The sequence below is a fragment of the Bradyrhizobium algeriense genome (genome assembly GCF_003062295.1).
Taxonomy (GTDB): domain Bacteria; phylum Pseudomonadota; class Alphaproteobacteria; order Rhizobiales; family Xanthobacteraceae; genus Bradyrhizobium; species Bradyrhizobium algeriense.
The window spans coordinates 143,937-169,674 of sequence record NZ_PYCN01000010.1 but is presented as its reverse complement, the minus strand read 5'-3'; the positions used below and the strand labels follow the sequence as shown (position 1 = coordinate 169,674).

The 25,738-nt window shown below is 62.6% G+C and carries 26 protein-coding genes; 13 read left to right on the top strand and 13 right to left on the bottom strand.

Annotated elements, in window-relative coordinates; all coding sequences use genetic code 11:
- Positions 1-6: 6 nt before the first annotated feature.
- The 3 genes from plsY to C7G61_RS20780 are packed head-to-tail and all read right to left on the bottom strand — an operon-like array spanning position 7 to position 2,892.
- Positions 7-597: a glycerol-3-phosphate 1-O-acyltransferase PlsY gene (plsY, locus tag C7G61_RS20790; RefSeq protein WP_108517793.1), complete on the bottom strand. Its 591-nt coding sequence runs from the start codon at positions 595-597 to the stop codon at positions 7-9.
- A gap of 35 nt (positions 598-632) precedes the next feature.
- Complete coding sequence (locus C7G61_RS20785) at positions 633-1,934, bottom strand: dihydroorotase (RefSeq protein ID WP_108517791.1); 1,302 nt, start codon at positions 1,932-1,934, stop codon at positions 633-635.
- Positions 1,935-1,938: 4 nt separating this feature from the next.
- Positions 1,939-2,892 (bottom strand): aspartate carbamoyltransferase catalytic subunit, encoded by a 954-nt coding sequence (locus C7G61_RS20780; protein ID WP_028345624.1) that lies wholly within the window; start codon positions 2,890-2,892, stop codon positions 1,939-1,941.
- Positions 2,893-3,226: 334 nt separating this feature from the next.
- Between C7G61_RS20780 and C7G61_RS20775 the strand changes: the two genes are divergently transcribed.
- The 4 genes from C7G61_RS20775 (at position 3,227) to C7G61_RS20760 (ending at position 8,328) form a co-directional block, all read left to right on the top strand.
- Complete coding sequence (locus tag C7G61_RS20775) at positions 3,227-4,003, top strand: M15 family metallopeptidase (protein WP_420836777.1); 777 nt, start codon at positions 3,227-3,229, stop codon at positions 4,001-4,003.
- 21 nt (positions 4,004-4,024) lie between these two features.
- Positions 4,025-5,668 (top strand): acyl-CoA dehydrogenase family protein, encoded by a 1,644-nt coding sequence (locus C7G61_RS20770; protein WP_108517789.1) that lies wholly within the window; start codon positions 4,025-4,027, stop codon positions 5,666-5,668.
- Between the two features lie 260 nt (positions 5,669-5,928).
- Positions 5,929-6,711 (top strand): CPBP family intramembrane glutamic endopeptidase, encoded by a 783-nt coding sequence (locus C7G61_RS20765; protein WP_108517787.1) that lies wholly within the window; start codon positions 5,929-5,931, stop codon positions 6,709-6,711.
- Between the two features lie 279 nt (positions 6,712-6,990).
- Positions 6,991-8,328 carry a toll/interleukin-1 receptor domain-containing protein gene (locus C7G61_RS20760; RefSeq protein WP_108517784.1) on the top strand — a complete coding sequence of 446 codons (1,338 nt, stop codon included), beginning with the start codon at positions 6,991-6,993 and terminating at the stop codon, positions 8,326-8,328.
- A 33-nt stretch (positions 8,329-8,361) separates the two neighbouring features.
- Here the strand turns inward: C7G61_RS20760 and C7G61_RS20755 are convergent, their stop codons facing one another.
- The 3 genes from C7G61_RS20755 to C7G61_RS20745 all read right to left on the bottom strand — a co-directional run bounded on the left by C7G61_RS20755 (position 8,362) and on the right by C7G61_RS20745 (position 10,796).
- Positions 8,362-9,285 (bottom strand): AEC family transporter, encoded by a 924-nt coding sequence (locus C7G61_RS20755; protein ID WP_108517782.1) that lies wholly within the window; start codon positions 9,283-9,285, stop codon positions 8,362-8,364.
- A gap of 2 nt (positions 9,286-9,287) precedes the next feature.
- Positions 9,288-9,770 carry a Holliday junction resolvase RuvX gene (gene ruvX, locus C7G61_RS20750; protein WP_190241899.1) on the bottom strand — a complete coding sequence of 161 codons (483 nt, stop codon included), beginning with the start codon at positions 9,768-9,770 and terminating at the stop codon, positions 9,288-9,290.
- Positions 9,771-9,860: 90 nt separating this feature from the next.
- A complete protein-coding gene (locus tag C7G61_RS20745; protein WP_108517776.1) occupies positions 9,861-10,796 on the bottom strand; it encodes a cyclase family protein in 936 nt (311 codons plus the stop codon).
- A gap of 192 nt (positions 10,797-10,988) precedes the next feature.
- On the opposite strand from C7G61_RS20745, the gene C7G61_RS20740 reads away from it, so the two are divergent.
- A complete protein-coding gene (locus C7G61_RS20740; protein ID WP_108517773.1) occupies positions 10,989-11,204 on the top strand; it encodes a hypothetical protein in 216 nt (71 codons plus the stop codon).
- Here C7G61_RS20740 and C7G61_RS20735 read toward each other — a convergent pair.
- Positions 11,191-12,072 (bottom strand): LysR family transcriptional regulator, encoded by an 882-nt coding sequence (locus tag C7G61_RS20735; RefSeq protein ID WP_108517770.1) that lies wholly within the window; start codon positions 12,070-12,072, stop codon positions 11,191-11,193. The genes C7G61_RS20740 and C7G61_RS20735 overlap by 14 nt on opposite strands.
- Positions 12,073-12,151: 79 nt before the next feature.
- Here C7G61_RS20735 and C7G61_RS20730 point away from each other — a divergent pair, with 79 nt between their 5' ends.
- Both C7G61_RS20730 and C7G61_RS20725 read left to right on the top strand, forming a co-directional pair.
- A complete protein-coding gene (locus C7G61_RS20730; RefSeq protein WP_274542282.1) occupies positions 12,152-13,150 on the top strand; it encodes an NAD(P)H-dependent flavin oxidoreductase in 999 nt (332 codons plus the stop codon).
- Positions 13,151-13,188: 38 nt separating this feature from the next.
- The gene (locus C7G61_RS20725; RefSeq protein WP_108517765.1) at positions 13,189-14,265 is read left to right on the top strand and encodes an NAD(P)H-dependent flavin oxidoreductase; all 1,077 of its coding nucleotides are present in this window, start codon (positions 13,189-13,191) and stop codon (positions 14,263-14,265) included.
- 25 nt (positions 14,266-14,290) lie between these two features.
- On the opposite strand, the gene C7G61_RS20720 is transcribed toward C7G61_RS20725, so the two are convergent.
- The 3 genes from C7G61_RS20720 to C7G61_RS44750 all read right to left on the bottom strand — a co-directional run bounded on the left by C7G61_RS20720 (position 14,291) and on the right by C7G61_RS44750 (position 16,353).
- Complete coding sequence (locus C7G61_RS20720) at positions 14,291-15,169, bottom strand: MBL fold metallo-hydrolase (protein WP_108517762.1); 879 nt, start codon at positions 15,167-15,169, stop codon at positions 14,291-14,293.
- Positions 15,170-15,212: 43 nt separating this feature from the next.
- Entirely contained in the window at positions 15,213-16,004 is a 792-nt protein-coding gene (locus C7G61_RS20715; RefSeq protein WP_108517760.1) for an alpha/beta fold hydrolase, read from the bottom strand.
- Between the two features lie 184 nt (positions 16,005-16,188).
- Positions 16,189-16,353 carry a hypothetical protein gene (locus C7G61_RS44750; RefSeq protein WP_190241898.1) on the bottom strand — a complete coding sequence of 55 codons (165 nt, stop codon included), beginning with the start codon at positions 16,351-16,353 and terminating at the stop codon, positions 16,189-16,191.
- A gap of 401 nt (positions 16,354-16,754) precedes the next feature.
- On the opposite strand from C7G61_RS44750, the gene gatC reads away from it, so the two are divergent.
- From gatC to C7G61_RS20685, 6 genes are all read left to right on the top strand, one after another.
- Positions 16,755-17,042, top strand: coding sequence for an Asp-tRNA(Asn)/Glu-tRNA(Gln) amidotransferase subunit GatC (gene gatC / locus C7G61_RS20710; protein ID WP_108517757.1), 288 nt, complete (start codon positions 16,755-16,757; stop codon positions 17,040-17,042).
- 23 nt (positions 17,043-17,065) lie between these two features.
- Positions 17,066-17,278: a hypothetical protein gene (locus tag C7G61_RS20705; protein WP_108517755.1), complete on the top strand. Its 213-nt coding sequence runs from the start codon at positions 17,066-17,068 to the stop codon at positions 17,276-17,278.
- A complete protein-coding gene (gatA, locus tag C7G61_RS20700) occupies positions 17,275-18,750 on the top strand; it encodes an Asp-tRNA(Asn)/Glu-tRNA(Gln) amidotransferase subunit GatA (RefSeq protein ID WP_108517753.1) in 1,476 nt (491 codons plus the stop codon). Before C7G61_RS20705 ends, gatA begins: the two co-directional genes overlap by 4 nt.
- Position 18,751: 1 nt before the next feature.
- Positions 18,752-19,045, top strand: a complete 294-nt coding sequence (locus C7G61_RS20695; protein WP_108517751.1) for a hypothetical protein — start codon at positions 18,752-18,754, stop codon at positions 19,043-19,045.
- Positions 19,042-20,526 carry an Asp-tRNA(Asn)/Glu-tRNA(Gln) amidotransferase subunit GatB gene (gene gatB, locus C7G61_RS20690; protein WP_108517749.1) on the top strand — a complete coding sequence of 495 codons (1,485 nt, stop codon included), beginning with the start codon at positions 19,042-19,044 and terminating at the stop codon, positions 20,524-20,526. The genes C7G61_RS20695 and gatB overlap by 4 nt, the downstream gene beginning before the upstream one ends.
- A 1,527-nt stretch (positions 20,527-22,053) precedes the next feature.
- Complete coding sequence (locus tag C7G61_RS20685; protein WP_108517746.1) at positions 22,054-22,320, top strand: hypothetical protein; 267 nt, start codon at positions 22,054-22,056, stop codon at positions 22,318-22,320.
- An 18-nt stretch (positions 22,321-22,338) separates the two neighbouring features.
- Here C7G61_RS20685 and C7G61_RS20680 read toward each other — a convergent pair whose 3' ends face one another.
- The 3 genes from C7G61_RS20680 to C7G61_RS20670 all read right to left on the bottom strand — a co-directional run bounded on the left by C7G61_RS20680 (position 22,339) and on the right by C7G61_RS20670 (position 25,604).
- Entirely contained in the window at positions 22,339-23,430 is a 1,092-nt protein-coding gene (locus C7G61_RS20680) for a DUF1186 domain-containing protein (RefSeq protein ID WP_145963660.1), read from the bottom strand.
- Positions 23,431-23,503: 73 nt separating this feature from the next.
- Positions 23,504-24,439 carry a pirin family protein gene (locus C7G61_RS20675; protein WP_108517742.1) on the bottom strand — a complete coding sequence of 312 codons (936 nt, stop codon included), beginning with the start codon at positions 24,437-24,439 and terminating at the stop codon, positions 23,504-23,506.
- A 271-nt stretch (positions 24,440-24,710) separates the two neighbouring features.
- The gene (locus C7G61_RS20670; RefSeq protein ID WP_108517739.1) at positions 24,711-25,604 is read right to left on the bottom strand and encodes a LysR family transcriptional regulator; all 894 of its coding nucleotides are present in this window, start codon (positions 25,602-25,604) and stop codon (positions 24,711-24,713) included.
- Positions 25,605-25,738: the final 134 nt, after the last annotated feature.

The following is a 25,738-nucleotide window of genomic DNA, read 5'->3' as shown; positions in this document are numbered from 1 at the left end:
GTCGGGTTAGTTCGCCCCGATCTTGCCTTCGTTGCCCGCCTGCAGCCGCTTGATGTTTTCGCCGTGCTTCCAGAACAGCAGCAATGTCAGCACGACGAACAGCGACGCCAGCGCCGGGTGGCCGAACCACCACAGGAACAGCGGCGTGACGAAGGCTGCGACCAGCGCCGAGAGCGAGGAGTACCGCGTGGTGACGGCGGTGGCGAGCCAGATCAGGCAGAACATCAGGGCTGCCGGCCAGAACAGGCCGATCAGCACGCCGATATAGGTGGCGACGCCCTTGCCGCCGTTGAATTTGAGCCAGACCGGGAAGAGGTGGCCGAGGAAGGCGCCGAGCGCGGCCAGCATCGCCGCATTGGCGCCGCCGTAATAGCCGGCGATGATGACCGCGATCGTGCCCTTGAGCATGTCGCCGATCAGGGTTGCCGCGGCGAGGCCCTTGCGGCCGGTGCGCAGCACGTTGGTGGCGCCGATATTGCCGCTTCCAATCGAGCGCAGATCCTGCGTACCGGCAAGCCTGGTCAGCACCATGCCGAACGGGATTGAGCCGAAGAGATAGCCGAGCAGGAAGGCGACGATGAGGAATGCGTCAGACATGGCGGTAGCTCCCACCGCGGCCCGTTTCGCACGAATCAGACATGTTCATAGACCGTCCGCCCGCCCACGATAGTACGCACGACGCGCCCCGAGAAGCGGGCTTCATCGAACGGCGTGTTCTTGCACTGCGATTTGAGGTCGGCGGGATCGAGCACCCAGGGCGTATCGGGGTCGATCACGACGACGTCGGCGGGGGAACCGGCGCGGAGCGAGCCACCGGGAAGGCCGAGCAGTTCCGCAGGCCGCGTCGACATCGCCCGGATCAGCGTCTTGAAGTCCATCTCGCCATTGTGGATCAGCCGCAGCGCCGCCGGCAGCATGGTCTGCAGCCCGACCGCGCCGGCAGCGGCCTCGGCAAACGGCAGCCGCTTGACCTCGACGTCTTGCGGGTTGTGGTCGGACATCACGACGTCGACCAGGCCGGAGGCGAGGGCGGCGACAAGCGCGAGGCGGTCCTCCTCGGTGCGCAGCGGCGGCGACAGCTTCAGGAAGGTCCGGTAGGGGCCGATATCGTTTTCGTTCAGCGTGACATGGTTGATCGACACGGAGGCGCTGACGTAGAGGCCGGCGTCGCGCGCGCGCTTGAGGATTTCCAGCGACTCGATCGAGGACAGCGAGGCCGCGTGGTAGCGCCCGCCGGTCAGCGCCACCAGGCGTATGTCGCGCTCGAGCATCACGGCTTCGGCGGCATTGGGAATGCCGACGAGCCCAAGTCGCGCGGCGAATTCGCCCTCGTTCATCACGCCTTCGCCGACCAGATCGGGGTCTTCGGTGTGATGGACGATCAGTGCGTCGAAATCGCGGGCATAGGTGAGCGCCCGGCGCATCACCTGGGCGTTGGTGACGCTCCGGTCGCCGTCGGTGAAGGCGACGGCGCCGGCGGCCTTCAACAGGCCGATCTCGGTCATCTCCTGGCCGCCCATGCCTTTGGTCAGTGCGGCCATCGGGTGGATGTTGACGATCGCGGTGTCGCGCGCACGGCGCAGCACGAAGTCCACCGTCGCCGAATTGTCGATCACCGGCGAGGTATCCGGCTGGCAGATGATGGTAGTGATGCCGCCGGCTGCAGCCGCCTGGCTGGCAGAGGCAAACGTCTCGCGGTGGCTGGCGCCGGGCTCGCCGACAAAGGCGCGCATGTCAATCAGCCCGGGGGCGACGATCTTGCCGGCGCAATTGATGATGTCGGTGCCTTCGGGCACGCCGGCCGCGCCGATGCCGCGCTTGGAGTCGCGGATCGTGCCATCGGCAATCAGGACGTCGCCGGGCCCGTCGAAATCCCGGGAGGGATCGACGACGCGGGCATTGGCGAGCAGGATCGGGCGTCTATCAGTCAGCATGGTTTCACGCGTTCGGCAGGTTGCGGGCGAGTGCTTCGAGCACCGCCATCCGCACCGCCACTCCCATTTCCACCTGTTCACGGATCAGCGATTGCGCGCCGTCGGCCACGATCGAGTCGATCTCGACGCCGCGGTTCATCGGCCCCGGATGCATCACCAGCGCGTCCGGCTTGGCATAGGCGAGCTTCTTCTGGTCAAGACCGAAATAGTGGAAGTATTCGCCCGACGACGGCACGAACGAGCCGTTCATGCGCTCGCGCTGCAGCCGCAGCATCATCACGATATCGGCACCATTGAGGCCCTCGCGCATGTCGCGCGCGACCTCGACGCCCATCCGCTCGATGCCGCGCGGCAACAGCGTGGAGGGGGCGACGACGCGGACGCGGGCGCCCATGGTGTTGAGCAAGAGGATATTGGAGCGCGCCACGCGGGAATGCATCACGTCGCCGCAGATCGCGATCACGAGCCCTTCCAGCCGGCCTTTATTCCGGCGGATGGTCAGCGCGTCCAGCAGCGCCTGGGTCGGATGCTCGTGGGCGCCGTCGCCGGCATTGATCACGGAACCGTCAACCTTGCGCGCCAGAAGTTCCACCGCGCCGGAGGCGTGGTGCCGCACCACCAGGATATCCGGGTGCATGGCGTTGAGCGTCACCGCCGTGTCCATCAGCGTCTCGCCCTTGCGGATCGAGGATGAGGACACCGACATGTTCATGACGTCGGCGCCGAGCCGTTTCCCTGCCAGTTCGAACGAGGATTGGGTGCGGGTCGAGGCCTCGAAAAACAGGTTCACCTGGGTGCGACCGCGCAAGGAAGTGCGCTTTTTGTCCACCTGGCGGTTGAGCTCGACATATTCCTCGGAAAGGTCGAGCAGGCCGGTAATATCGGCAGCGGAAAGTCCCTCGATTCCCAGCAGATGCCGGTGACCGAGGACGAAGGTCGATTTCGATGCAGGGGTCATTAAAGCCTTGCTATAGGCAGAGATGCCATGCAGGGCAAGCGTCAAATCCGGCGTCCGGACTTATCCACTAGCGCTTCGGCGGCAGGGTAAACGGCCGGACGGTGGGCCCTGAGGAGCGATTCAGCTAGGATGGCGCACGGTGCATCAGGCTGGGCAAAACGTGCGGCATTTCATTCAATGCGTCCGGATCGCTTCGCGGATGCTGGCGGGTACCATCGCCTGCCTCGCAGGGATAGCAGCCACGCCGGCCATGGCCGAGAAGCGCGTTGGCCGGCAACAGATACATGGATACCGCGATCACGAAGCCGGTGGTCAGTTCGGAGCGGGTGCAGTGATCCGCACGAATAAGGAAGTGAGAGCGCGCATAGTGCTCACGGCCATATTGGCGGCAAGCTGTCTCACGGGCACCGCCGCGCAGGCGCAGAAGTTGCCGGCCGGTTTCGTCTATCTGCGCGATATCGATCCGACCATCATCCAGGATATGCGCTACGCCGGTTCGAACAACTTCGTCGGCCGCCCGCTCAGGGGCTATGAGGCGGCCGAATGCGTGGTGAAGCGCGAGGTCGGCGCGCTGCTGAAGAGCGTTCAGGACGATCTCGCGCTGCAGAACCTGTCGCTGAAGATGTTCGACTGCTACCGGCCGACGCGCGCGGTTGCCGACATGGTGGCCTGGTCGCGCGACGGCAAGGAGACGGTGGCGGGAAAACGGTACAACCCGGCGTTCAGCAAGGCCGATCTGTTTCGGCTCGGCTACATCGCCGAACGCTCCGGCCATTCCACCGGCGCCGCGCTCGATCTCACGCTGGTCGATTTGAAAGCCGACAATTCGGCCACCTTCGATCCCACCAAGGACTATGGCGACTGCTCCGCCAACGTGAACCTTCGCGCGCCGGACGGCAGCGTCGACATGGGCACCGGCTACGACTGTTCCGACGTCAAGTCGCACACGGCGGCGAAATCCGTCACCGCAGCCCAGCGCCGCTGGCGGGAGGAGCTGGTTCAGGTGATGGCGCGGCGAGGATTTGTAAACTATTCGAAGGAGTGGTGGCACTTTTCGCTGCCCGGGGCGGGCAGGCAGGCCTATGATTTCCCGATCACCCAGCGGAAGTAATTCACGGTTCCAGGACCAGCCATGAGCCAGGCAGCATTCGCGACCCACGAGGTCTTCAACCAGTCGCCGCCGTTCGAAGATATCGATCTCTATGCGGTCGACCGGCCGCTGGTCGAGGCGGTCGCCGCCAATGGCGGGGCTTCGGCCGAGGGCGAACTGTCGGAGTTCGGCAAGCATTGGGGCTCGGCGGCGATGGCGGAACGCGGCCGCGTCGCCAACGAGAACACGCCGAAACTGCGGACGTTCGATGCGCGCGGCAACCGGCGCGACGAGGTCGAGTTTCACCCGGCCTATCACCAGCTGATGGCGCACAGTGCACATGCCGGCGTGCACAATTCGACGTGGACCGCCGACGGCAAGCCCGCCGGCGGGGCGTCGGAGGTGATACGCGCGGCGAAATTTTATATCGCCTCGCAGGTCGAGACCGGGCATCTCTGCCCGATCACCATGACGCGGGCCTCCGTCGCCGCGCTGGCGGAACAGCCCGATCTGCTGGCCAAGGTGATGCCGGTGCTGGGCACGCGATCCTACGATCCGGCGTTTGCGCCGTGGTGGACCAAGCGCGGCATGACGCTTGGCATGGGCATGACCGAGAAACAGGGCGGCACCGACGTCCGCTCCAATATGACGCGCGCGGAGCGCGATGGCGGCGCCTACCGCATCACTGGGCATAAATGGTTCATGTCGGCGCCGATGTGCGACGCCTTTCTGGTGCTGGCGCAGGCCGAGGAAGGACTGAGCTGCTTCCTGATGCCGCGCTTTGCGCCGGATGGGTCGATCAACGCGATCCGGTTCCAGCGGCTCAAGGACAAGCTCGGCAACCGCTCCAACGCGTCGTCCGAAGTGGAGTTTCACGGCGCCTATGCCGAGCGCATCGGCGCCGAGGGCAAGGGTATCCGCACCATCATCCAGATGGTGCAGTTGACGCGGCAGGATTGCGCGATTGCGTCCGCCGGCCTGATGCGATCGGGCCTCGCGCATGCGCTGCATCACGCGCGGCATCGCAGCGTGTTCCAAAAGCATCTCGCCGATCAGCCGCTGATGCAGGCGGTGCTGTCGGACATGGCGCTGCATGTCGAGGCCACGGTCGCGCTGGTGATGCGGCTGTGCCGGTCGTTCGACCGCGCGCCCGTTGACGCCAAGGAAGCCGCCTATATGCGGCTGCTGACGCCCGCCATCAAATACTGGGTTTGCAAGAGCGCGCCGGGCTTTCTCTATGAGGCGATGGAGTGCCTCGGCGGCAATGGTTACGTCGAGGAGGGCATTCTGGCGCGGCATTACCGGGAGGCGCCGGTCAATGCGATCTGGGAAGGCTCCGGCAATGTGATGTGCCTCGACGTCCTCCGTGCGCTGTCGCGCGAGCCGGACGTGGCGTCCAGCATCGTGCATGAACTGACCGGCGAGACGCTCGGATTGCCGGGCGCGGGCGAGGTGGTCACCTTCATCGGCAAGGCGTTCCGGCGGCCGGACAGCGAGCGTGTGGCGCGGCTGGCGGTCGAAAGGCTGGCGCTGCTGGCGGCTTCTGCCGCGCTCAATGCCGTGTCGTCGCGGCATGCACAGTTATTCGCGGCCACGCGCCTTGCCGGGAATCACGCCGGCATGTACGGCGCGGTCGATCTGGCCAATAACGACATAAGCGGCCTGCTGGAACGCGCGCTGCCGTGAATACGATCTCGCTAGAGCGGGATGGGTTCGAGTCGAATCGATTCGCCATTAGCGCGAAGTTAACGATCTCGTTTCCCGGACGCAGTGCAGATACTCTTCCGTGGTACACCGCAGGGCCTAGACACAAAATCGCGAAAACAACCCCATGCAAAGTAGAATGGCCCGGCTCGCAGCACTCACGCCGCTTGCGTCCGGGGGCACGAGATGGCCCGTCGTCACGGCCCAACCTAATCTCATCCCGCTCTAATGAAAGCCGTCTGATGGATTCCCTTACTCCCGCAGTTCCCGTGGCAGTTCCGCCAGTGATCCCCGATCAGCGACCGCCACACGTCTGGAAATTCTGGGGCACGACGCTGTGGGGCCTGTTCATCTTCGCGGCGATGTTCCTCGGCCAGGTAGCGGTCATCGTCTACTTCGTGCTGCGGCAGGGCGGATCGTTCGATGTCGCCGAAGCGATCCGTGTCGTCGGCAGCGGCCTGACCATCTCGCTCTCGGTCATCCTGGGATTGCCCGCCGTGCTGTTGGCGACGTGGATCGCGATCCGTCCGACGCGCATATCCTTTACCGATTATCTGGCGCTGCGCTGGACTTCATGGCGCAATTTCTTCATCGGCGTCGCGGCCCTGGCCATCCTTGTCGGCGTCTGGGACCTGCTGTCGCGGGCGCTCGGACGCGAGGTGACGCCGGGCTTCATGGGCGAGGTGCTGAAATCCGCGCAGGCCGACGGCGCGCTGTGGCTTCTGGTGATCGCGTTCTGCGTCGCCGCGCCGATGTGGGAAGAGATATTCTCGCGCGGGTTTCTCTACCGCGGCTGGTCGGAATCAAAGCTCGGCGTCGCCGGCGCCATCTTCCTGTCGTCGCTGGCCTGGACCTCGCTGCATCTGCAGTACGACTGGTTCTTCTTCGGCGAGGTGTTTTCGATCGGCGTGCTGCTGGGCTATCTCCGCTACCGCATGAACTCCATCTGGCTGACGATCGTCCTGCACGGCATCAATAATCTGGCTGCGACGATACAGACGTTCTGGCTGGCGGGGAACGCGTAAAGGGTCGGCCGGTCGAGCGCCAAGCGCGATCTCTGAAATTAGCTGCCCAGCCCGGTAGTCAAGGAGATTTATCACACCCCAAAGTCGATCTCCCTTGTACTGCAACCAAGGATGGGGTTGAATGCAGAGCCGCTCGTCACGGGAGAAGCGACACGAAGGGAAGCGACGAGTAGCGGACTGCTGGGACGCTCGTCACGTTGGTGCGGTTGATTTAGCAGATCGATTCTTTTGTATTTTCTAAGTTCCTAATTTGCCACCGAGAATTGATTGGAGAGGGCGATGGCCGATCTAACGATTTTCATCAGCCACAAGATGCCGAAAGATAGTGAGGCGGCGCGCAAGATCGGGAATTTGATCGCGTCGTATTCAGGCAACAAGATAAAAGTAGTTCTCGCAGAAGATTTTCAGAAGGGCAGAGAGTTAACTCCAGAGATAACCGCAGGGATTCAGAGCGCGGATATCTTTGTCCTGCTTTACACGGGAGAGGATCAGGATTGGGGGTACTGCCTGCTTGAGGCCGGTCAGTTTCAAACGGCCCTTAGCAAAGACGAAACAAGATCAATTGTTATTCTCCACGATCCAGGTGTCAGCAAACCGCGAGCGCTGAACCAGTACATATCAGTACCCATATCTCAAGAGCACGTTTTCGAATTTCTCAAGCAGCTGTACGTTGATCGAGGAATATTTCCGAGCATAGATCCATCCTTTCTGCACAAGACCGCCGCCGACATTTGCAGGGCGTTCGATTACACGCATGTCATCGCGATAAACTTCGATCTTGTTCCAAATTTCTCCATTGAGTTGGAAAATTCTGAAAGCAATAAAGTGCAGCTCGAAAATGAAGCGCTTCCTGACGAGGCGTTGTTCATGGGCACGCAGGACTGGCAATCGCTGTTCGGAAAGAACGTCTCGACCGGCGCTTGGAACTGGAAGGAATTGTCCGGGCATTGGGCAGATAGCGACATTTACGAACCCGAACTGGCGCGCATGCTGAGAACCGCCACCAAGAAGAGTGCACCGCTCGGCTGCTTTATGCGTCCGATCGGGTCCGATAATCTTTATCGTCTGACGCTTCGACGCTACGAAGAGATCGATGGTGCCACTCGGATGAAGTTCTATTTCACTGCGGCGCCGATCGATGTTCCCATTTTTGGAATTCACGACACAACGAACAAGGAGGAATTGACGGTCTACAATATGATAAATCTCACGTGGTACGCGCGGAGAAAATTGATCGATCAACTTTACCTGGAACTGTTATCGTACGTTAATTCGACGCAGGATGAAGTCCTGAAGATCTCCGATGTGATATCAAGGATAAAAGACGAGTTACGAAGTCTGGAGATACAGAGCAACATACGGCGAATCTCGAGGCCGATGGACGTGGTCAGCATCGTTGATTTGAGCACGACTATGAAAGATGAGCGAAGCTGGAATAAACTTATCAAGGAGATATTTGAGTGTGCAAAAAGGGAGCCGGTCGACATCAGCAAAATCGCCGCGTCCCTGTACGATATCGCAAAAATGAACTACACCTACTATCAGGTAAGTGCGGAAAAATATGCGGAAATCGCGCGGAAATTGCAGTTGCCGCCTCCGCCGCCACCACCTCCGTGATTCAAGCATTGGTCCGCATTTCGAAAATGCGCCCTAATTCACCAGCGCAATCGCGATCGGCATCGTCACCGCCGCCAAAATGGTCTGCAGCGTGATGATCTGCGCCAATAGCGGTGCGTCGCCGCCCATTTGCCGGGCCAGCACGTAGGCGCTTGACGCCGTGGGCACCGCCGAACAGACCGTCACGACGGCGAGGTTGGAATCGGCAAGTCCGAATTGTAACGCCAACGCGACCGTGATCGCCGGCATCAGCACCAGCTTGAGGAACACCGCGACGGCGGCGGCAAGGCTCGGCCGGAACAGGCCTTCGAGATGCAGGCCGGCGCCGGTCACCAGCAGCCCGATGGCGAGCGAGGAGCGGCCGAGCGCGTCCGCCACCTCATGCCAGAGTTTGGGCAGCGGAATGTGCGTGACGTTGAGCGCCAGCCCGATCGCGCAGGCCCAGATCAGTGGATTGCTCAATACCGTCACGACGATCGAACCGGCCGAGCGCTTTTCCGGCGAGGCGTAATGGGCAAGCACCGCGACACTGAGTACGTTGACCAGCGGGATGATGGCGACCATCGCGACGGACGCCAGCGCCAGCCCGAGGTCGCCGAACAGACTGCCGGAGACGGCGAGCGCCACATAGGTCTGCCAGCGCGTCGCGCCCTGGAAGATCGAGGTAAAGGCGGGACCATCGACCGCGGCGCGGGCGAGCAGGGGACGCAGCGCAAGACACAGCAGTGACATCGCGAGCGCCGACAGCAGCAGCGCGCCTCCGACGCCGGCCAGCGGCACCCTGGTAAGGTCGGCCTTCACCAGCGTCTGGATCAGCAGGACCGGAAGCAGCACGTAGTAAGTCAGCCGTTCCAGCCCATGCCACTGCGCCTCAGGCCGTATCAAGGTCCGCTTCAGGAAGAAGCCGAGCACGATCAGAAAAAACACCGGCAGCAGCGCCGCGCTGACGACCGCCATGCTTAAGCGTCCCTGCGCAGCTTCGTCAGCCGGTCCAGCGCGCCCTGCAGGATGAAGATGGCGGCATGCTCGTCGATCACCTCGGCGCGGCGGGCGCGGGAAACGTCCATGCCGATCAATTCACGCTCGACGGCAGCCGTCGAGAGCCGCTCGTCCCACAGCGCGATGGCGAGTCCTGTGAGGTTGGAGAAATTGCGGGCAAAGGCCCGGGTCGATTGCGCGCGCGGCCCCTCGCTGCCGTCCATGTTGATCGGCAGGCCGAGCACGAAGCCGACCGCGTTGCGTTCGCCCGATATCGCCAGGAGCCGCGCCGCATCGGCCTTGAAGGCCTTGCGCTTGATGGTCTCGACGCCGGTAGCCAGCCGCCGGTCGGGGTCGGACACGGCGACACCAATGGTCTTGGTGCCGAGATCGAGGCCGATCAGGGCACCACGCTCAGGCCAGTGGGTAACAGCTTCGATCAGGGGAAGGATAGGGGCGGACATGACCCCGCATAACACCGGCCCGTCATGCGCGCAAAGCCGATCACGGCGTGGCGTCCATGCGAGAACGCCACGCCGCCTGTAGATGTGGCGTTACCGGATCGCGACCGGGTTGATCATGCTCTGCACGCCGCCTTTGAACCGCGGCTGGCCGAGCACGAACAGGAACTCATAGGCCTTGTCCTTGGCCAGTTCGGCCGTGTCCATGTTTTCGAGGATGTAGGTCCCGTTCATCGGCAACAGGATCTGGTGCACCTCGAAGATGTTCTTGGTCTCGAACGGGACCGCTTCGAGACCCCACGTATCTGCGCCGATGGCAACCACGCCCTTGCCGGTGAGGTACTTGGCCCCTTCGACGCCGAGACCGGGTTCGCCGGCGCCAAAGCGCTTGTCGTCCTTGCCGATCAGGCTCAGCCAGCCGGTGTGGAAGATCACGACGTCGCCCTGGCGGATTTCGACGCCCTGCTTCTTCGCAACTTCCTCGATCTCCTTGGTGTTAAAGGCGGTGCCTTCCTTGATCACGTCGGTACCGTAATGAGCCGCCATGTCGAGCAGCACGCCGCGCGTCACCATCGGCGGGATCTTTTCGACACCGAGCTTTTTCAATCCGGTGGGATCGGCGAAATCGAGCAGCTTGTTACCGTTGTAATAGACGTGCTCGACGCCGATATGGCCGAGGCCGTCGAGCTGGCTGCCGACGCCGACCCAGCCCTCGATGATGTCGTCATTATAGGTGGTCTTACTCGGTCCCAAGCCGGGAATGCCGGCCTGACCGGGCTGCACCACCGTAATCTTGAAGGCTCGCGGAGGGTAGGCCGGGGTCTTGGTGTCGACGGGAATGCCGAGCGCGTAGGTCTTGCCGGTCTTGACCAAACCCGCCGCCTTCACGACGAGTTCGGGCTTCATGTAATTGGCGGCGCCGATCTCGTCGTTCGGTCCCCATTTCGATTTGGTCCAATCCTGAGCGCTTGCCGTTCCGACCGTACCTAACAAGGCAACAGAACAGCTCAATACGAATGCAAGGCGCATCGCAGTCCCTCCCAGATGTTGACGTTATGGTTTTTGGCAACTAGCGCCTCATACTAACGTCGCAGCGCGCAGCGCTTCAATTGGTTTGAAAACAATCGCTGTGGCGCGGAAGCGTGCAGCGCAAAGCGGCTTGTTGCGAAAATATGGCAGGGTCGTTTCGCAGGGCGGAACGAAAAGTGGAGTGAGAAGACGATGGATGCGCTTAGCCTGTTCGGCCTGTTCGCAGTGACCGCGATGCTGGTGGCTTACGCGCTGGAAGATCGCAGCCACTGGTGCATCCTCGCCTTCGCCGGAGCTTGCGGGCTCGGCTCAGTTTACGGATTTCTGCAGGGCGCCTGGCCGTTCGGGCTGGTCGAGGCGATCTGGGCCGGCGTCGCGGCGCGGCGCTGGAGTATCAGGCGGCAATAACCTCGCCATTGCCGCTCAGGCAGGAAGCAAAGCCCTGCAGGGCGCTGTATTGATGGACAGCGCGGCGGGTGATGAAGAGCGTCTCGACCTTGGACTGCGCAGGATTCAGCGTGTGGATGCTGACGGTGTCGTTCCGTCCGACCACGGCGCGCGGCAGCATCGTCACGCCCATGTCGGCGGCGACGCAACCGATCATGCCGTCGAGCGTACCGAGTTCGAACCGCGCGGAAGACGGCCAGCCGAATTCCGAAAAAATCTGCTCGAGCCGCTGGCGGTACGTGCAGCCGGTGCGGAACACCAGCGCGGTTGGCCCCGATTCCGGCGTGCCCGCGCGCAGGGCGGCGAGGGTCTGCCAGCGCCGCGCGGTCACCAGCACCAGTTCTTCGCGGAAGGCGACCGTCGCATCGAGTTCGGCATGATCGATCGGGCCCGCGACGAACGCACCGTCGAATGTACCATTGAGCACACCGGCCACGAGCTCGGCCGTCGTCGAGGTCCGCAGGCTCAGCCGCACCGCCGGGAAACGGCGATGGAATTCGGCGAGCAGGGAGGGCAGGCGCACCGCCGCCGTCGTTTCCATTGAGCCGATCGCGAGGGGTCCCTTCGGTTCGCCATCGTCGCGCGCGGCGAGCAGCGCCTCGCGAGACAGCGCGGCCATCCGCTGCGCGTAGGGCAGCAGGCGCCGGCCGGCGCCGGTCAACGTCATGCCGCGGCTGTGCCGCTCGAACAGCGCGGTACCGATCTCGGCTTCGAGCGCCTTCACGCGTTGGGTGACGTTGGACTGCACGGTGTTGAGTTCTTCGGCGGCGCGGGTGATGCCGCCCAGGCGTGCGACGGTCGCAAAGGTCAGGAGATCGCTCAGCTCCATGGGGCGTTCCGTTTCATTTTAGAGATGTCTGAATTCTCTAGTATTCATTTTTAGAGAATGATAGTTCGGTCTAATCTGGCTGTCCAGACTTCGGGGAAGGGACATGCCGATATCGACACCGTTGACCGCTCGTTTGGGCATCCAGCATCCGATCCTGTCGGCGCCGATGGACGTCATCGCGGGCGCGCGTCTCACCAAGGCGGTCAGCACCGCAGGGGGGTTTGGTATTCTCGGTGGCGGCTATGGTGACCGGGCATGGCTCGAGCAGGAGACGGCCAAGCTTGCCGATGTCTCTGATCCCTTCGGCATCGGCTTCATTACCTGGAGTCTTGCGAAACAGCCGGCGCTGCTCGAGATCGCGCTTGAAGTGGGTCCGCGCGCGATCATGCTTTCGTTCGGCGATCCAAAGCCCTTCGCACCGCGCATTAAGTCGTCGGGCGCACTGCTGATCTGTCAGGTGCAGGACGAGACGATGGCGCGGCAGGCCCTCGATGCAGGCGCCGACATTCTGATCGCGCAGGGAACGGAGGCTGGCGGCCATGGCGCGTCGCGGACGACGATCGACATTGTGCCGGCGATCGTCGATCTTGCAGCCGGCCGGGTACCGGTCGCGGCGGCCGGCGGCATCGGCGATGGTCGCGGGCTCGCGGCGATGATGATGCTGGGTGCTTCCGGTGTGCTGCTGGGCACGCGCTTTTATGCCAGCCAGGAATGCGACGGTGCCGAGGAAGCGAAACGGCGCATCTGCGCGGCGTCGAGCGGCAACAGCGTCCGCGGAATCATCTTCGATCTCTCGCGCAACAATGTCTGGCCGGCGCCGTTCACCGGCCGTTGCCTGATCAACGATCATGCGCGGCGCTGGATCGGACGCGAGGTCGAACTCATGCAAAATGTCAAAGCGGTCGCCGCCGAATATGCGGCTGCGAGGGCCGCGGGTAATTTCGATATTGCCGCCGTCATCGCGGGCGAAGCGGTCGGGCTGATCCATGATATCCCGCCGGCCGCCGAGATCGTTGACAGGATCGTCACCGAGGCCGACCAGATATTGAACGGACGACGCAACTCCTTCGCCGCCTGACCGTTCACACCTTCAATTCACCCAAGCGAGTAGAAACCATGTGGCCAGACCGCCGGATCATCGACCTCTTCAAGACCGAATTTCCGATCGTGCTGGCGCCGATGGCCGGCATCATGGACGCCGAGCTGGTGATCGCGGCGGCGCAGGGCGGGGCGCTCGGCTCGCTGCCGTGCGGGATGATCTCGGCCGAGAAGGCGCGCGAGCAGGTCAACATCATCCGCCAGCGCGTCTCGGCGCCGGTCAACATGAACTTCATGTGTCACACGCCGGTCGATGCCGATCCCGCGCGTGAGGCCGGATGGAAGTCGCGGCTTGGGGCATATTACAAGGAGCTGGGCCTCGATCCCGCCGCGCCTGTCACTGCCGCCAACCGCGCGCCGTTCGATGAGGCGATGTGCGCCGTGGTGGAAGAGCTGAAGCCGGAAGTGGTCAGCTTCCACTTTGGCCTGCCGGATCCGGCGCTGGTCAAGCGCGTCAAGGCGGCCGGCTGCATCGTGATGTCGTCGGCAACCATCGTGAAGGAAGCGATCTGGCTGGAGGAGAACGGCGCCGACGTCATCATCGCGCAAGGCGCCGAAGCCGGTGGCCATCGCGGCATGTTCCTGACCGACAATATCGCCCAGCAACCCGGCACGTTTGCGTTGGTGCCGCAGGTGGTCGATGCGGTGAGGGTGCCGGTGATCGCAGCCGGCGGCATCGCCGACGGGCGCGGCATCGCGGCGGCGTTTGCGCTGGGCGCATCCGGCGTGCAGATCGGCAGCGCCTATCTGCGCTGCCCGGAATCCAAGGTGATCGCGCCGGCCCGCGTCGCACTGGCCCAGGCGCATGATGATTCCACCGTCATCACCAATGTCATGACAGGACGCCCCGCACGCGGTGTTGCCAACCGCGTCATGCGCGAGGTCGGCCCGATCTCGCCGGATGCACCGGCGTTCCCGCACGCCGCGACGGCGCTCGGGCCGCTCAAGGCGGCGGCCGAAAAGGTGGGCAAGGTCGACTTCACCAATCTCTGGGCCGGGCAGGCTGTACGGATGGGCCGCGAGATGCCGGCGGCGGAACTGACGCGTGCGCTTGCGGGTGCCGCGCTGGCGCGGCTGGGTGCACTGGGCGGATAGTGCGGCGTTCGCCGTCCGCGCGCTGCTATAGTGCGTGGACCCAGGCTTCGGGATAGAGCGCGTAGGCGTCCCCCCGCCGTGCCAGCCGCGAGAACGCCGGGAAATGCAGGTGCATTCCGGCGATCAAGACGCTGTCGGCGGAGACGCGGTCGAACATGCGTTTTCGCGCGGCTGCGGCTGCGGCGAGATCGGTGTCGAAGGCCATGCCGGCTTCGGGAAACGCGGTCTGCACCTCCGGCACGTGCACGGTGTCGCCCCAGATCATCAACTGATCGTTGCCCGATGCGACGAGATACGCGGTGTGGCCCGGCGTATGCCCAAGGCTGGGCACGGCGGTCACGCCGGGAAACACCTCACCCTCCCGGAACAATCGCGTCCTGTTCCTGTAGGGCGCGACCTGTTCGCGGCCGGATAGAAAATAGAGTTTTGCCGATCGCTCGTCGGCTTTTGCCATCGCGCCGTCGTCGAACCAGTGCGCCAGTTCGTTCTCGTGCATCACAAGTTCCGCGTTCGGAAACAGCAGCTGGCCGTTCGACATGTCGGTCAGGCCGGCGGAATGATCCGGATGCATGTGGGTCAGCAACACGGTATCGATCGATTTTGGATCGATACCGGCCAATGCGAGGTTGCGCTGAACGAAGCCGGCTGTGGGCTGCAAATAGTTGCCCGATCCGGTGTCGATGATCGCGATGCGTCCCTTCGAATGGATCAGGAAGGTGTTGACGCTGGTTCGCCGTGCCGGCCGGAACGAATCCGTCAGTATCTGACGCGCCTTCTCGACATCGACATTGCGCATCACCTCGAGAGTGCCATCGAGATAACCGTCGCTGATGGTAGTGACGACGATATCGCCGATCCTGCGATGGTAGACGCCCGGAATCTGGTGTTGAGGTTGCGGATTCATGTGGGGAGGCCTTGGGGCTGTTGGAGGAGTATTCAGGTTTCTGTCAGGCGCCGACCGATCGCAGGAACTCGTCGATGCAATCGGAGAGCAGATCGGGCGTCTGCACCGCCATGTAGTGCCCGGTGCGGATTTCGACGTAGCGGGCACCGGGAATGGCTTTGGCCACGCTTTCCGCCAACGGCGGCGGGCGCACGCGATCGAGGCTGCCGCCGATCACGAGGACCGGACACGTAAGCCTGGCGAGTTCGTTCTGCATGTCGGCCGCCGCCAGCATTCGCCAGATCGTGGCATAGCTCGAGGGATCGTTGCCGAGCCATCGTGTCCGAAAACGCTCGAACCGGGCGATGCCGCCGCGAAGCTCCGGGGCATAGCCGTTCAACATGGAATCCTCGACCGCCAACGCCATGCCGGCGGCTTCGATCCGTGCGAGGCGCTCCAGTGCTGCCGCGCGGCGCTCCGCTGCTATGCCGGTGGCCGGGCTGCCGACCGCAACGGCGCTGGTGCGCTCCTTGTATCGTGCCGCGAAGTGCAATGCGATCGCACCCCCGACGGCCACCCCCGCCAGCGCAACCTTGCCGGCGATCCCAAAATGATCGAGCAGGGCTGCGATGTCGTCGGCCATCGTATCGAGGGTAAGTTCACCGCGCACCTTCTGCGACAATCCGGCGCCGCGTGTGTCATAGCGCAGCACGCGGCGCGATTTCGCGAACCTTGGCGCAACGTCGTCCCAGCTTTCGAGCGAGCCGCCCATTTCGTGAACCAGCACCAGCGTGTGGTCGCCGCTGCCACTCAGCTCGCAGCGTAGCCCGACGCCATTGGCTTCAATGAAATCCATCCTGCGCCCCCCGCGTTCTCTGATCTTCTTGTTTGTCACGGAGAGCGAGTAGCCGGTCAGCCTCGAAATCCGAGGTCCACGATACCGGAGACAATAGGAATTTCCAATTTGTTGAGGTCCGCGAGCTGAGGCTTGTTGGTTTATTGGCGCCTGTGGGCGACGCGAGGCCTTGGCTTGCGGCTTCCTAGTGTGCCGGTTCGTCGCGGTGGACCTCAAGATGCTCAACCGCCAGCGACCGGTAATGCGCCGCCATCTCCTTGTAGTGCTGCTTTGAGATCGGATCGGTCGCGCTTTCCGCGCGGCGCTCGAACATTTCCGCCTTCTCCTGCAGGATTTTAGCCTGGGACATAGCTCTCCCTCCTATTGGTCAGGTTAAGCAGGCGAGGTAGATGATCGCGACGCCGAGCACGGTCCCGATGGACCAGAGGGCAGGATCCCAGCTTTCCGATCCGGCGCTGTCATTTTCGATGGTGGACATGACACGACCTCCGATGTCTGGCCGCGACTACATCCCCCGACTGTTTCAGGACGACTACGTAAGGCGGCAAAATGGTTTCGTCAGGGTGCTTTTGCAAGGGAAATGGGCGCTTGGCGCTCAAAATCCCGTGCGTCGGGGCGGGGTCGACTTCTGACCTCCAAAGGCGGGTATTCGGCGTCCGAAGTCCCCGCTCCGCCTGTTCCCGTGGTTGCGGCGCAAAAGCGGCCTCTGCTATACGGCGGGTGCGAATTCTCCATTCGAGGCCTATATTTATGTCCGTTGATGCCGCCACCGTCCGCCGCATCGCGCAGCTCGCGCGAATTGCGGTCACCGAGGCCGAGGTTCCCCATCTGCAGGGCGAGCTGAACGCCATGCTGGCTTTCGTGGAGCAGCTTTCGGAGGTGAACGTCGACGGCGTCGAACCGATGACCTCGGTGACCCCGATGGAAATGAAGAAGCGTGCCGACGTGATCAATGACGGCGAGATCCCCGACGACATCGTTGGGAATGCACCGGAGACGCAAAACCATTTCTTTCTGGTGCCGAAGGTCATCGAATAACTTACCTAAAGATCGGAAGTCCGATGTGTCTGCTCTGCGACGATGAAAAGGCCTATCAGGCCTATATGAACTACCTCGACGCGATGGAGCGGCAGGGCAAGGCCGCCGATCCCGACAAGGCGATGGACGCCGTGCTCGATCAGCTCGAGGCCAATGAAAGGACTCGGCCCAAACCGACCGATCCCGCCAACGACAAGACGCTTTCTCCATTCTTCTGCAGCCCGATCAATAAATGACCGACCTGATATCGATGACGATCGCGGAGGCCAAGGCCGGCCTCGCGAACAAGTCTTTCACCTCGCTCGAACTGACGGATGCGCATCTCGCCGCAATCGAAGCCGCGCGTTCACTCAACGCCTTCATCCTGGAGACGCCGGATCAGGCCCGCGCCATGGCGCGCGCGATCGACGCGAAGATCGCCAAAGGCGAGGGCGGTCCGCTGGCCGGCATTCCGCTCGGGATCAAGGATCTGTTCGCAACCAAAGACGTGCGCACCACCGCGTGCTCGAAGATTCTCGGCAATTTCGTGCCGCCTTACGAATCCACCGTGACCTCGCAGCTCTGGCGCGATGGCGCCGTGATGCTCGGCAAGCTCAACAACGACGAATTCGCGATGGGCTCGTCGAACGAGACCTCATGCTTCGGCCCGGTGGTCAATCCGTGGCGGCGCGAAGGTTCCAACACCACGCTGGTGCCGGGCGGCTCATCCGGCGGATCGGCGTCCGCCGTGGCGGCGCTGCTCTGCATGGGCGCGACCGCGACCGACACCGGCGGTTCGATCCGTCAGCCCGCCGCGTTCACCGCGACGGTGGGCGTCAAGCCGACCTATGGCCGCTGTTCGCGCTGGGGCATCGTGGCGTTCGCGTCTTCGCTCGACCAGGCAGGTCCGATCGCGCGTACCACGCGTGATGCGGCGATCCTGATGCGCTCGATGGCCGGGCACGATCCCAAGGACACCACCTCGGTCGATCGCGCGGTGCCGGACTACGAGGCCGCGATCGGAAAATCCGTCAAGGGCATGAGGATTGGCATTCCCAAGGAGTACCGCCTCGACGGCATGCCGGCGGAAATCGAAAAGCTCTGGAGCGAAGGCGCGGCGTGGCTGAAGGCAGCCGGCGCCGAACTGATCGATGTGTCCCTGCCGCACACCAAATACGCGCTGCCGGCCTATTACATCGTGGCGCCTGCGGAAGCCTCGTCCAATCTCGCACGCTACGATGGCGTGCGCTACGGCCTGCGCGTGCCCGGCCGCTCGATCGGCGAACTCTATGAGAACACCCGCGCCGAGGGTTTTGGCGACGAAGTCCGCCGCCGCGTCATGATCGGCACCTATGTGCTCTCCGCCGGCTATTACGATGCCTATTATCTGCGCGCACAAAAAGTCCGCACGCTGATCAAGAAGGATTTTGAGGACTGTTTTGCAAAAGGCGTCAGCGCGATCCTGACCCCGGCGACGCCGTCGGCGGCCTTCGGCGTCGGCGAGAAGGGCGGCGCCGATCCGGTCGAGATGTATCTCAACGACATCTTTACAGTGACGGTGAACATGGCCGGACTGCCCGGCATCGCCGTGCCGGCCGGCAAGGATGCGCAAGGTCTGCCGCTCGGGCTGCAACTGATCGGTCGTCCGTTCGACGAAGAGACGCTGTTCTCGCTCGGCGAAGTCGTGGAGCAGGCGGCCGGCCGCTTCACGCCGCCGCGCTGGTGGTGACATGGCAGATTTCCGCGCCAGCCTGACGGACGCTGGGCCTGCGCCGGGCCTGGAACCACCGCTGGCTGCACTATGGTGGGCCGCCAAGGGCGACTGGGATCGTGCGCACAAGATCGTGCAGGACGAGAGTGATGCGAATTCCGCCTGGGTGCACGCCTATCTGCACCGGGTGGAAGGTGATCTCGGCAATGCCGGCTACTGGTACCGCCAGGCCGGCCAGCCGGCGGCGAAGGATTCTCTGGAAGCCGAATGGGAGCGGATCGTGTCCGCGCTGCTCGGGAGTGGAAAAGCATGAACGTGTCAGTCAAACCGGGAAAACTGATCAAGGGCCAGACCGGCGACTGGGAAGTCGTGATCGGGATGGAAATACACGCCCAGGTCACCTCGAAGTCAAAGCTGTTCTCGGGCGCCTCGACCGAATTCGGCGGCGAGCCGAACAGCCATGTCTCGCTGGTCGATGCGGCGATGCCGGGCATGCTGCCTGTCATCAACGAGGAATGCGTCAGGCAGGCTGTCAGGACGGGCCTCGGATTGAATGCGCAGATCAACCTGCGCTCGGTGTTCGACCGCAAGAACTATTTTTATCCGGATTCGCCGCAGGGCTACCAGATCAGCCAGTACAAATCGCCTGTCGTCGGCGAGGGCGAGATCGTGGTCGAGCTCGACGGCGGCAAGACCGCCACCATCGGCATCGAGCGGCTGCATCTGGAACAGGACGCCGGCAAATTGCTGCACGACCAGAGCCCGACCATGTCCTATGTCGACCTCAACCGCTGCGGCGTGGCGCTGATGGAGATTGTGTCAAAACCTGACATCCGCGATGCCGAGCAGGCAAAAGCCTATGTGACCAAGATGCGCTCGATTCTGCGCTATCTCGGCACCTGCGATGGCGACATGGAGAAGGGGTCCTTGCGTGCCGACGTCAACGTGTCCGTACGCAAGCCCGGCGGGCCGCTCGGCACCCGCTGCGAAATCAAGAACATGAACTCGATCAACTTTATCGGCCAGGCGATCGAGTACGAGGCGCGCCGCCAGATCGAGATCATCGAGGACGGCGGGGCGATCGACCAGGAGACGCGGCTGTTCGACCCGAACAAGGGCGAGACGCGCTCGATGCGCTCCAAGGAAGAAGCCCATGATTATCGCTATTTCCCGGATCCCGACCTGCTGCCGCTCGAGTTCACGCAGAGCTATGTCGACGCGCTGAAAGCGGAGCTGCCGGAACTGCCGGATCAGAAGAAGGCGCGCTTCATCGAGAGCCTCGGTCTGTCGCCCTACGATGCCGGCGTTCTGGTGGCCGAGCGCGAGAGCGCGGTGTTCTATGAGACGGTGCTGGATGGTCTCGCCGACAAAACGCGCGACGGCAAACTCGCGGCCAACTGGGTGATCAACGAGCTGTTCGGGCGCCTCAACAAGGAAGGCCATGGAATCACGGACTCGCCGGTGTCGGCGGCGCAGCTGGCGGCGATCGTCGACCTGATCGGCGAGGGCACCATCTCCGGCAAGATCGCCAAAGACCTGTTCGAGATCGTCTGGACGGAAGGCGGCGACCCGCGCGAGCTGGTCGAAGCGCGCGGCATGAAGCAGGTCACTGACCTCAGCGCGATCGAAAAGGTCGTCGACGACATCATCGCCGGCAATCCGGATAAGGTCGCGCAGGCGAAAGCCAAGCCGCAACTCGCCGGCTGGTTCGTCGGCCAGGTGATGAAGCAGTCCGGCGGCAAGGCCAATCCGCAGGCGGTGAATGATCTGCTGAAGGCGAAGCTCGGCATCTGAAGCGTCCCGTAACGGGACGACTCTTGTCGTCGATGACGCCACGAGAGATGCGCGCGAGCGCGCTTCGATCGTTCATCGCGATCCGAAAATTTACCATGACGCACGGAAACGCGGACGCGAATCGGTCGCAGCGATTCGTCCGGAGAACCGGTTTTGGCGAGCGCCGACGAGGCGCCAACGCTGTGACCATGAAAATTTTTTTATTGCCAAAATTCGCGACTCAGAGTCCGTGCACGCGGCTTTTTGACGGCAGTAATGAGTCGCGCCTGCATTGAGCGCACGTTGATCGTCGTTTGCGCGAATTCAAGAAATGCCTGCGGCACAGGCATTTCCTTCACTATTGACAAGCGTCGATGTCGGTCGTTGCGGCACTTTTTGCATCGACATGCGCGCTTGTCGTTGTGCCGTCGAATGAAGTGCTTCGCGCGCTCTCACATTGCTGCGTCAACACTTCCTTAAGCGGGACGCTGTTTTTTTGAATGTGTTGGTGTATTCGGGATGTAGTGCATCTCGATTCCCGAGTGCACGCAGCGATTAAGCCATCTCACTTACATTAGGAGGGCAACATGGCCAAGAAAGCTAAGAAGGCAAAGAAGGCGAAGAGCGCAGTGAAGAAGACTGCGAAGAAGACCCGCAAGGTCGCCAAGAAGAAGAAGTAACTTCGCTTCTCCAAGATTGCCGGCGACTTGATGCCGGCACGTCATTAGAGCCCCGGATAAAAGTCTGAAGGCTCTGGTCGACGAAAAGAGGGTGTCGGCGAGACATCAGGTCAAACGGCTGGATCGTATTTCGGAAGAGCGTTCTTTCAAAAGAGGCTCGCTCTTTCAAAACCGGTCCGGCAGAAGAAATAAGTTTTTCTTCGTTCGGTGCGGGTATCCTTACGACCCGCAATTTCAGTGGGGCCAAAAGCCCCGGCATGAAATCTGGTCCTGACGTGTTCGCCGACGCCCTCGTTCCCGGAACGCCCTCGTTCCCTGGAACGTCCTCGTTCTCCCGGAACGCCCGCTCCCGCCGGAGCGTTCCGATAGCCGACGCATCGGGCGTCCGGCGCCAAGGTCTTCCCTGATTCATCATCGATCGTTCGCAGGCGTCGGTTGCTTCGCTTCCGCCTGTTGTTCCAGGCGCGTCGTCGCTCGCGAATTCGGTATCCGCCGCGCCGTGGACCCCGAATGGTCGCAGCAACTGCGCGACGGCCGTTGCGGCCGGCCCGGTGACGAATGATGATGATGATGATGATGATGATGCCGACCTTGCAGCAATGGTTATCGTTCTACGAAACCGCAGGGTAAACCGAACTTCACGATTGGTAACTTCTCCCTGTGCCGCAGGCATTTCTGCGATTTCGCGTTCGACGGCACAAGGCGCGCGTTTACATCCCGTTCATCGCGAACCTTAAACTGCCCTTCAAATTTGATCGGTCATGATCATCCCAACAACAGACCGGAAAACGGCGTTGGGGATGTGCTTTGACAGTGGACAGGGGCCGCGCTCGGGGGAGGGCGGCAACGATAAAAAGGGGAGCTACGGATGTTTCAGGGGCACTTTGATCTGGACGCGGCCATTCCGGTGGAGGCCACCGCGATCCCGGACGTGCTGTTCGAGCGCGGCCTGTACTGGGCGAGCGGTCGTTCCGGCGTGGTCAATCTCGTCGCGGCCCACAAATGGTTCAATCTTGCAGCCCTGAAGGGACGCGCGGATGCGATCTCGATGCGCCGCGAGGTCGCCGAGATGATGTCGGATGCCGAAATCGCCACCGCACAGCGCGAAGCCCGCGCCTGGATGACGGCGCATTGAGATTCCGGGCGGCCGGCCTCACGCCGGCGGCTCGCCATTGGCAAGGCAGCATTTCTTGGCCTTCCTGCCGCTCCCGCAGGGGCATGGATCGTTACGGCCGACGTGACGCCAGGGATTCCTGACCGGCTCGCTCGGGTACGCGAAATCGGTCCACGGGGCTTCCTCGCCGTCCTCGTCGAAGATGTCTTCGCTGTCCCGCACCCAATCCAGCGACACCAGCACGTCCTCGATGTAACCGAGGTTGATTTGCGTGAACCGATCGATGTCGTCGGGCGCGTGTTCGGCTGCGACAAGGTCCTCATCGAACTGAGGACGACCAATCCATTCTTCGGGTATGCGGTCTTCACGAAAGGCACCGTCGACGAGCGGCACCAGGTCGCGCAGACCGAGCAAGGCGATTGCCTGCAGCCAGCCCGCCCAGGCCTGATCGCCGTCTTCGGCCGGCCGCTCTTCATGGAACCGGACCAGAAATTCCCGAAACCGATCGCGCTGGATGCGCCGCTCCCATGCCAGGAAAGTCGCCGCGGCGAACAACGCTTCACGAATGAATCCATCAATCGAGCGATCGGTGATCAAGGCGAACAGGGCGTCGGCATCATCATCGAACACGCCAGTGACGATTTTGGCCAGGCTTTCAGTGACGGCATCGCCGAGCAGGTCGTCGAGTTCTTCTTGGGGCCGGCGCAGCAGGCGCAGGAGCGGTTGGCAGGCTTCCTGGTCACGCGCACCGCCCAGGATATGAAGCCCGCGGAACAGCAGCAGGCTTTCGTCGTCCGACAATACCTCGCCATCCGCAGCCCGCAGCAGAACGGCGCGCAATTTCGGCGCGGCCTCCTCGATTCTCGCCGTGCACATTCCGACGGCTAAATCCGGCAGCTTCGGCTCGGTCGCGATGGCATGAAGGTAGTCTTCGATCGGGCCGAGATCAGGCGTGTTCTCGCCACTGCCAAGGATCGCTTCGAGTTCTTCCTTTTTCATGTTGTGCTCCGCTGCGTGTTGCAAAGCTGATCGGAACTCCCCCAACCGGGGCGGAACAGGTCTCACGCCAGCCGAGGTAGTCGAGCTTTGGCCAATAGTTTGCCATTTCTGCGCCTTCCCTTCAGCTATCACGCGGAACGCGAAGTCGTTCGTGTCTTCTGCGATCGCCCCGGTAGCATATGGGCGATCGACTTGTCAGCACCGGTCAGTCCGGAAGTGGAATGTGCTCATCCCGGTCATTGACGGGAAGATCGAAACGTCCCTTGCCCCAGTTTTCAGCGCGCCATTCGGCCTTGGCCTCTTCGATGCGCTCCCTGGATGAGGCGACGAAATTCCACCAGATGTAGCGGGGACCCGAAAGGGTCGCGCCGCCGAGGATCATCAGCCGCGCGCCTCTGTCGCCGGCCGCGACCGTGATCCTGTCGCCTGGGCGGAAGACCATCATCTGAGATGCCTCGTATTCCTGGCCGGCGATGGAGATCGAACCTTCGACGATGTAGATGCCTCGGTCTTCGTGATCATCCGGCATCGGCAGTCGGCTTCCTGCTTCGAGCGCCACATCGGCGTAGAATGTTTCCGAGAACATCGTCGCAGGGGCCTTTTCGCCGTAGGCGTCCCCGAGGATGAGCCGGACCGAGACGCCGCTATCCTCGATAACCGGCAGCGCCTCCTTGCCATGATGCTCGAACATCGGTGCCATATCCTCGTGACGCCCGGGCAGCGCAAGCCAGGTCTGAATTCCGAACAGGCTGTTCGGACCGCTTCGGGCAGCCGCTGATGTGCGCTCGGAATGGGAGACACCGCGCCCGGCGACCATCCAGTTCAGCTCGCCCGGACGGATCGTCTGATCGGCTCCGGTGCTGTCCCGGTGATGGAAGTCGCCGCGATATAGATAGGTGACGGTGCCGAGACCGATATGCGGATGCGGCCGAACGTCAACGCCCTGTCCGATCAGGAGTTCGGCCGGCCCAACCTGATCGAAGAAGATGAACGGTCCGACCATCTGCCGCTTCGGCGCCGGCAGGGCGCGCCGAACCTCAAAGCCGCCGAGATCGCGAGCGCGTGGAACAATGAGAGTTTCGATCGCGTCGATGCCCACCTCATCGGGGCAGCCGGGGTCGATTGCCGGGTTCCAACTCATGAGCGTCATCCTCTCTTGGGCTTCCGGGAGGCCTCGCCCTTGCCGATGCGAATGCCTGATTTCGATTAATCCGGACCGCGCGAGCGGGAAGAGCGCTTTCGGCCCGACGAATGCCTAAACTGGCGAGCGACCGTCTGCCCAACTAGCCCTGTGATACGTCAAGCTGTGTCGCAGTAAGTGGAACGTGCGGGCAATGTCGTCGAACTCAGCGGCCCGCAGTAGAGCGACGGTCGAACGCAATTCTTTGATAAGGCTTCGCCCCGTTCCTGTTTTAACGGTCGAGACCCCAAACGTCCGGATTTCGTACGAAGTACTCGATCAGCATTTCGATGAGGACCCGGACTTTCCGTGGGGGGTGCTGACCCGGCGGTCGGACGACATACGCGCCTGCCGAAGGTGGGGGATAGCGCGTCATCACCGGAACGAGCGCGCCGGAGGCCACATATTCGTGTGTGATGCAATCGGGGAGCCAGGCGATGCCGAGTCCTGCCGCCGCGGCAGCGGCAAGTGCCGTAGCGTTGTCGGCCTTGAACCTGCCCTGCGGCTGAACCGTGACGATCTTGTCGCCATCCATGAACTGCCAGGCTTCCGTTCCTTGCATGAGCGCCTGATGGTTGACGAGTTGCTCTACCGTCTCAGGTGAACCGTGCGCTTTGATGTAATCCGGGCTTGCGACAAGCTTTCCATAGATCGGCCCGACGCGCTTCGCGATCAGGTTGGAGTCCTGAAGATAACCAACCCGGATCGCGCAATCGAAACCTTCGGCGATCAGATCGACGAAGCGATCGCTGTAGGAGGTATGGATGTGGAGCTGCGGGTGGTGTTGCGCCATTTCCGCAAGCACGGGGGCGAAGTGGGTCGGTCCGAAAGAAAGCGGCATGGCGACCCTCAGGCGGCCGCGCAACTCACCGCTGGGCAGGATCGTTTCCCTGGCCGTATCGATCTCGGCGCTGGCTCGGGCCGCATGGTCTCTGAACGTGATTCCCGCTTCCGTGAGCGCGGCGCCTCGGGTCGTTCGTGCAAGAAGCTGGACGCCAAGCTCCGCTTCAACCCGAAAGAGCCGTCGACTGACAATTGACTTGGAGACGCCGAGCCGGCGCGCGGCGGCCGATACGCCCCCTGCATCGGCCACTGCGACGAATGTCTGTAGATCTTCGATGTCCAACTCGGTGTTCCTCGTTTCGCGACACAGCTTGCCTGATTATGGCACTACCGTATCACCAAAAGGAACGGCAAATTGCGACCAGGCAACGTCGCCCTGGCGCACGTCTCCCGCAAAACCAATGCCGCTCATGGGCG